At 42.1% G+C, this 7627-nt stretch carries 6 protein-coding genes and 1 pseudogene; 4 read left to right on the top strand and 3 right to left on the bottom strand.

Features of this window, described 5'->3' with window-relative positions; translation table 11 throughout:
* The coding region (locus tag AB4623_RS14410; RefSeq protein ID WP_372146709.1) for an NACHT domain-containing NTPase at window positions 1-1335 on the top strand (1335 nt) is incomplete at its 5' end.
* A 110-nt stretch (window positions 1336-1445) separates the two neighbouring features.
* Here the strand turns inward: AB4623_RS14410 and AB4623_RS14405 are convergent.
* The 3 genes and pseudogenes from AB4623_RS14405 to AB4623_RS14395 all read right to left on the bottom strand — a co-directional run.
* Window positions 1446-1604, bottom strand: a pseudogene (locus tag AB4623_RS14405) (regulator); the annotation flags it as partial.
* A 230-nt stretch (window positions 1605-1834) separates the two neighbouring features.
* Window positions 1835-3037: a tyrosine-type recombinase/integrase gene (locus tag AB4623_RS14400; RefSeq protein ID WP_372146708.1), complete on the bottom strand. Its 1203-nt coding sequence runs from the start codon at window positions 3035-3037 to the stop codon at window positions 1835-1837.
* Window positions 3038-3597: 560 nt separating this feature from the next.
* A complete protein-coding gene (locus AB4623_RS14395; RefSeq protein ID WP_136978508.1) occupies window positions 3598-4341 on the bottom strand; it encodes a sporulation protein in 744 nt (247 codons plus the stop codon).
* Window positions 4342-4522: 181 nt separating this feature from the next.
* Between AB4623_RS14395 and hutC the strand changes: the two genes are divergently transcribed.
* The 3 genes from hutC (at window position 4523) to hutG (ending at window position 7612) form a co-directional block, all read left to right on the top strand.
* Window positions 4523-5236, top strand: a complete 714-nt coding sequence (hutC, locus tag AB4623_RS14390) for a histidine utilization repressor (protein ID WP_372146706.1) — start codon at window positions 4523-4525, stop codon at window positions 5234-5236.
* Between the two features lie 113 nt (window positions 5237-5349).
* Window positions 5350-6600 (top strand): imidazolonepropionase, encoded by a 1251-nt coding sequence (gene hutI / locus AB4623_RS14385; protein WP_372146704.1) that lies wholly within the window; start codon window positions 5350-5352, stop codon window positions 6598-6600.
* Window positions 6587-7612: a formimidoylglutamase gene (hutG, locus tag AB4623_RS14380; protein ID WP_372146703.1), complete on the top strand. Its 1026-nt coding sequence runs from the start codon at window positions 6587-6589 to the stop codon at window positions 7610-7612. The genes hutI and hutG overlap by 14 nt, the downstream gene beginning before the upstream one ends.
* The last annotated feature ends 15 nt before the right edge of the window (window positions 7613-7627 follow it).

Raw genomic sequence — 7627 nt, 5'->3', positions numbered from 1 at the left:
GGATTTGATGAACTGGACATAAATTTACGTAATGATTATGAAAAACAAATAATAGGTCTGACCGATAAATATCATAATATAAAAATATTAATATCGACTAGGTATGATTCAAGGTTTAACTCTTGGCAGGAATTTCACTCGTATACGGTATTACCATTAGATAAAGAAAAATCTAAGACTTTAATATCTAAGTTAAATTACGATCGACAGGTAAAATCTAAGTTTCTTATTTCATTGGAAAACGAACTATATGAGAAACATCAAAGCTTTGCCTCTAATCCACTATTACTTACCATGATGCTGTTGACGTACGAACAGATAGCTGAAATCCCTAATAAAATACATTTATTTTACGAGCAAGCATTTCTTACCTTGTTTAATAAGCACGATTCTATAAAAAATTTATACAAACGAAAATCGTATACAAACTTAGCATTGGATCAATTCAAACGTGTGATGGCATCATTCTCGATTATTTCATACTCAGAGAATAAGTATTATTTTGAACATGAAGCGATCATCCCTTTACTAGAAAAATCACTAAGACTAGTGGATGTGAAAGTTGACCCAGTATCTTACTTAAAGGATTTGATTGAAAATGTTTGTATCTTACAACGTGATGGCACAGGCTACACCTTCACACACCGTTCATTTCAAGAATATTTCTCTGCAATATTCCTTGTAAATATGTCAAATTCGAACAAGTTTGGCATCATAGATAAAATATCAAACTTAAACCATAATGATGACATCATTTATATGGTTTATGATATGAATCCAGACATGCTGGTTAAAGAGTGGATCATTCCAAAGATGGAAGAGTTAGTCGGTCGCTACTCAATTCTACCTAGTAGTTTTGATGGGCAACTAGAAGGACTAAAAATGATGTACGATGGAATATCCTATTTCGATCGTTCTATTTTGGACGAAGAAGAAGGCAATAAATCAAAGTCTGAGGAAACTACTGAGTTTAGAAGCTCTATAGCTTATAGCATAAATAGTGGTACGAAAGGTAATGACAGTAGCTTCTTCCATACTCTTGGAAGAATATACAATCAAGAGTATCGTGATGTATATAAAGCCATCGCAGAGTCTTACACGAGTTATGAAATTGAAAGACATAATGACCTCATCAGCAAGGAGATAATAACCGAAGAAGATTTAAAGTGGGACGAGATGGACAGCCTTGATGCTGAAACAAGAAAACATATAGTTGAAGCTGGTGCCTGTAAGGTAGTGAACCATAGAATAGACTGGTTGAAATATAAAATTATCGAGCTAAAAAAAGGACAGGAAACTAAACAAGAAGATATCTTTGAACTTTTGCTAAATTGATTTCAATGTCAGTTGTTGCAAAAGTAACAACTGACTTGATGAGCGATTGTATATTTTCGTTTAATAATTATTTAATATTGTTTAAAGACCTTGCTATCTTCAACAACTCTCCTCATTAGGTATTTACACTCGGGAGGAATCGTCTGCCCACCATCCCAACGTGTGATTTTCTTCACAGTTTTAAAACATAGCTCTGCGGCTTGCTCTTTAGTTAGCTGGCATTCCAATTTATGAAAAATGTAATTCTTGGTCATTTCTCGATACTTCACCATATACCCTTTGAGAAGCAAAATACTGAGCATTCTAGCAGTATGCAACTCTATTAAAAATAAGCACAGATAGTACGAACCTAACTAATCTTACCTTTTTGCTAGTACGATTTTACTCATCGCACTAGCACTTCACAGCAACTTTACCATACCTCTAGTTATTCACGGTTTGCTAATGTTTTAATTTGCGAAACTCATAATTGTCCAATTGTGAGTTACTACAACTAAAACTATTCATTTTCACACTTAATAAAAGCAGCCCACAAACTATAAGATGCTCTCTGCTCATCTAAATAGTCGTAATCCAAATAGTGGCTCTGTACGCCACGGTGCACTTTGTGACCGAGCATAGTTTCTGCCACATGAAATGGAACACCCATCGCTTCCCACATATTACGAGCCGTTCTTCGCATGTCATGATTGGTCGTTCTAGGGAAACCCGCCGCCTCTATCGCATCAGCCAGTTTACGGCCAAACTCTACGGGCACGTTCTCGGCCATTGGCCTATCGGCTTCCACTTTCACTGGTGGGAACATGATTTCAAGATCAGGATAAATGGCAAACTGGTTTCGAATCACTTCTTCTGCCAATGGCGGAATGGCGCGTCGAATTGCCCCGCCCTGCTTTTTCCTAATCTTGTTGTTCTCTGCTGGTACTGTCCACACTAGTGCTTCCAAATCGAAATCTTGCTTCTTCGCTAAGCGCAGTTCATTACTGCGGTTCGCGAATATCATCATAAGGCGTAAAAAGTTTTTGTTGCTCTCATGCACACCTATGTCGTCAATGGCTTTCCATAGTGCTTTAATGCCAGCTTCTGTCTGCTTACTCTTTTTGGTGTCTGTTGGTGCACCTACATCGGCTTTCTTTACTTCTGCAAGCATGTTGTATTTGAGTAAACCGTGACGAACGGCATAAGACAGCACTTGTTTAAAGCGTGACATAAGGTTTGCTGAATGTTTTGCACTCACACGATTCTTTGCCTTTTGAAATACAGGCATGTAGTCGGTCAGCTCTAGGTGTTTGGCTTGGCGCTGACCTAAATATGGGCTGATGTCTGTTCTAAACATCTTCTCAAGTGCTTGCCACTGCTTTACGTTGTCTTTGCCGTGGTGTTCAACCCAATAGTCAATTAAGTCATCTACAGTGCTTGGTAGGGCTTTGTCTGAAGGGTTGATGCCTGTTCTTGGGTCGATACCTAAGATAACGAGCTCAGCTTTCTTTTCACGCTCGCGCAATGCATCTCGCATCTTCATAGCTGGGTATTCGCCAAGTTTCATTTTTATGGCTTTACCTAGGTAGGTAACGCGGTAAACCCAAGTCACTTTACCTTTAGGACTCACACGCACGCCTAAGCCATCTCTATGGGTGACTTCGGGTTGCCCTTTGTAAGGCTTACCTTGTGTGGCTCTTAGCCAAGCATCTGTGATTGCCATTCGTTTGTACCAAAAATATTTGGTACAAATTTGGTACAAATCTCATATGAATGCAAGTGTCTTCTAGTCATAATGAGCTAGTATCTAGCAAATGATTTAAATTACATTTATTTGGTTAAGTTTTTGTATTTAAAGGATTATATCAATAGGTATGAATGGTAAATAGGAATTGCAATAAGAAGGAAAATTCACGTCTTGAGGCACACCAAGCAACACATGAAAATGTTTAATATATGTTTTTCAACCAACAAGTATATTGATCGGAGATATATGCATAATAAAGATACCCACATAGAAGCAAATACAGATGCCACATCTGTGAGTAGCCGAACATTGTAACGAAATAATATGAAATGACAATGTTAGTCCCGCAGCACCACAAAACTATATGACTGAAATGTCTCTTCTATATAGATCCTTCTAACGCCTAACCCATAGTTCAATCAGTAATTCGTTGGCTTTATCTACAATACAAAAAAGCCGAACGGATAAGTTCGGCTATAGAAATCGTACTGTCTTGTCTCTATTAATAGAAAAAGCGACTACTAACAGAAAGGGAACTACGCACTCATGATTCTTGAGACTGCGTTACGAATGTCTGAATCGGCAGCGTTCGCAGGCAAGCTGAATGAGATGTATTGATCGCCACGGAAGCTCATTGAGCGATCGATTTCTGCTAGGCAGTGAACCATTGAGCCTTCAACGATGAATGACAGCTCGATCTCTTTATTATTCATGAAACCGCCGCTGCGAAATTCAATCTCTTGGTAACAACCCGAACGAGAAGCAAAGTTGTTGCCTTTTAAGAAGCCCTTCTCTACGTCAGCTTTCACCATTGCCATACCCGATGCTTCCACACCTTGGATGATTTTAGCAACTGTTGGCAGTGGGTGTACGGAGATAAAGTCACGGTCTTTAGGGTCAATCGCGAAGCCTATATCTAGGTTGGTTTCAACCCACACATGGCATTGGTTCATTTGTGCGTTCAACGCGGTGACTGGCGTTTCATCATTTAACTTAAGTCGGAATGGAACCAGTTTGGTTTCGCCCGGTTGGATAACGAAAGGCTCTACCGCTTGAATACGACCCAGTGAAAAGGTTTCGTAGCTGGTACTGTCTTCCGTTTCTACTTTTACTTCTGTGTTGAGAACCAAGTTAATCAAGTCGATTTGTTGCTCAACGTCGCCACCAACAATGTGAACATTGCCAGACAACTCTCCACCTTGGAAAACTTCAATATTATCTAAGACAGTATCAACCTTTGCTGCACCGATGCCCAACGAGGCCTTTAATTTCTTAAACATATTATTTCCCTTTCTAATCATCTGATTTACGAATAGTTATTACGTGACAATTTGCGACACTTGCCTCACAGAATCAAGCAATTTGCCCCATCTATGTTGAATAAGGTCACATTGCCCGAGGAAATGTTGAAATCGTGAAAAATTCCGTTACTCTATTTGTATAGTCAAATAAGGTTTCATTATGTCGAAAGCGCCGCTCTACCTTCAGATAAAACAGTTCATAGACGATAATATCAACAGTGGTCACTGGCCAGTGGGTTACCAGATAACCACAGAACTCGAACTCACAGAGCAGTTCAATGTGAGTCGAATGACGGTCAATAAAGCCATTCGAGATCTTGTGTCTGAAGGCAAACTCATCAGGAAGCCAAGGCTAGGTACTTTTGTTTGTGAACCAGACGAAAAAGCGCAATCTCCGCTGCTTGATATCAACAACATCGCACAAGAGATCAAAGACCGAGGTCAAACGTATGCTAGCCAGGTTATCAAGCACAAGAGCATCAAGGCTGATGAAAGCACCGCGACACGGTTAGGTGTGATGATTAACGCAGAAGTGTTCTATAGTGAAATCATACACTTTGCGGACAACGCACCGATTCAATTGGAAGCGCGCTGGGTGAACTCTCAAGCCGCTCCAAAATACCTAGAGCAAGACTTTTCAACCTCTACGCCCAACGAATACCTTTCAAAAAGCTGCCCGTTAAGTGCTATCGAGCACACGGTTGAAGCCATTATTCCAGATTCTCAAATCAGAACGTCACTAAAGCTATCTGAATCAGAACCTTGCCTTCTTTTGAATAGAAGAACATGGAGCAAAGAACGCCTCATCAGCTTTGCATTGCTCTACCATCCTGGCTCTAAGTACAAATTAAGCTCCAAGATACTTCTAGATTAAAGAACATCATCCTGATCGCCGATCACATTTTTGCAACATCAACTTGATTCGGGTCAGCGTTTAGCCTATTTATTTGTATATACATTTAATATTTAGCAAAGATCTAGGTGATTATGAATTTGATCCTCAAAAACGCACGAGTGGTCTCCATGAGTTCGGGAGCCGACGGTTATCAGCCCTCTTCCCCTCAAGATATCGTTATCGAAGACGGTAAGATCGTGTCTATCTCTTGTTCAAACCATGAGGCTCATGCTTATGAGGTAGAACAACCGAGCACTGATAACTCTGCGGATTACATCACCTATGATTGCAAAAACAAGCTCGTTACCCCAGGTCTGATTGATTGCCACACTCACCTCGTATTTGCAGGCAATCGCGCCAACGAATTTGAACAGCGTTTGAATGGTATCTCTTACACCGACATCGCCAAACAAGGCGGCGGGATTCTTGCGACAGTCACTGCAACACGCGCAGCGCAAGAGTCTGAACTGGTTGAAATGGCACTACCTAGACTCGATGGCCTGCTAAGAAGTGGCGTAACCAGCATCGAAGTAAAATCGGGCTATGGTTTAACACTTGAAGACGAACTCAAGATGTTACGTGCAGCTAAAGCGTTAGAAAATCATCGCCGAATTAAGATCACTACCACTCTCCTTGCAGCACACGCAGTACCGCCAGAATACAAAGAACAACCAGATCGTTACATAGATCTGGTTTGCCAAGAGATCATTCCTAAAGCTGCGGGGCAAGGGCTCGCCGATGCAGTTGACGTGTTTTGCGAATCTATCGGCTTCAACCTAGAACAAACCGAACGTGTATTTGCAGCAGCCAAAGCACATGGCCTCGCGATTAAAGGCCACACTGAACAACTTTCGAATATGGGTGGCAGCGCGCTTGCAGTTAAATACGGCGCACTCTCTGTTGACCATGTTGAATACCTTGATGAAACCGGAGTAAAAGCACTGGCAGAATCAGGCACAGTTGCCACCTTGCTACCCGGTGCTTTCTACTTCCTGAAAGAGACTCAACAGCCACCTATTGCTTTACTTCGTGAACACAAAATCCCAATGGCGATCGCGACCGACCTAAACCCCGGCACATCTCCCTTTGCAGACTTAACGCTGATGATGAACATGAGCTGCACCCTGTTTGGTACGACGCCTGAAGAAGCGCTACGCGGTGTAACTTGTAACGCGGCGGCTGCCATTGGCGAGTCGCAAAACAGAGGCAAAATTGAAGTAGGTTACTCTGCTGATTTGGCTATCTGGAATATCGAGCACCCTGCCGACTTAAGCTATCAAGTTGGTGTTCCTCACCTGCATAAGCGCATTGTTAATGGCGAGGTCTGTCATGACTCAATCTAAATCCAGCTGCACTAATACAGTATCCACCACTCACAACTTTGTGTGGACGGGGCGTAATGACCTTGAAGATGGCGAGCTCGGTACTCGTGTTCATCACATTACCACGCAAGTACAAAGTAATGTTTTAAATGAAGGGCTTACTGACAACGCTGTTGCCTTGGTTGGCTTTGCCAGCGATGCCGGTGTTGCAAGAAATAAAGGACGTGTTGGCGCAAAACAAGCACCTAATTTGATTCGCCAAGCGTTAGCTAATATGGCTTGGCACTGTGATACACGCTTTGCTGATCTTGGCGATATCGAATGTAACGATGATCAATTAGAAGTGAGCCAGAAGCAGTGCGCTACTGTGATTGCCAATGCGCTATCAACCAACAAAGTGATTACCCTTGGAGGCGGTCACGAAGTCGCTTGGGCTTCTTTCCAAGGCCTAGCTGAGCATCTTCACAGAACTCAATCAGATCACAAACCTAAGATAGGTATCGTTAACTTTGATGCTCACTTTGATCTTCGTGAATTTGAAAGCGACATCGCTGACGTCAAACCAAGCTCAGGCACGCCTTTTAACCAGATCAGTGATTACTGCCACGCACATCAATGGCCGTTTCATTACGCTTGTCTTGGTGTGAGTGCCGCCAGCAATACCAAAGCGCTGTTTAACAAAGCTGACCAACTGGGCGTGTGGTATGAACACGACCGCAACATGACCCAAGTGAATCAAGTCGCTCAACTGATCAAGTTACAAAAATTCATCGTTGAGTGTGATTATCTCTATCTCACCATTGATCTCGATGTTTTCCCCGCAGCTACTGCGCCGGGCGTAAGTGCACCAGCGGCAAGAGGCGTGATCTATGAAGCGCTTGCTCCTTTTCTAGAACAGATTTTCCAACACAGTGAAAAACTCATTATCGCGGACATAGCGGAATACAACCCAGACTACGACGTCGATGGCCAAACGGCTCGATTAGCGGCTCGTTTATGTTGGGATATTGCCAGTGCAATGGCCAGCGACTAATCCAGCTATACCGAT

This window comes from Vibrio sp. 10N.222.52.C12 (genome assembly GCF_041474215.1).
GTDB classification, from domain to species: domain Bacteria; phylum Pseudomonadota; class Gammaproteobacteria; order Enterobacterales; family Vibrionaceae; genus Vibrio; species Vibrio crassostreae_C.
Note: the sequence above shows the minus strand (reverse complement) of the source record. Positions and strands in the feature narration are given on the sequence as shown.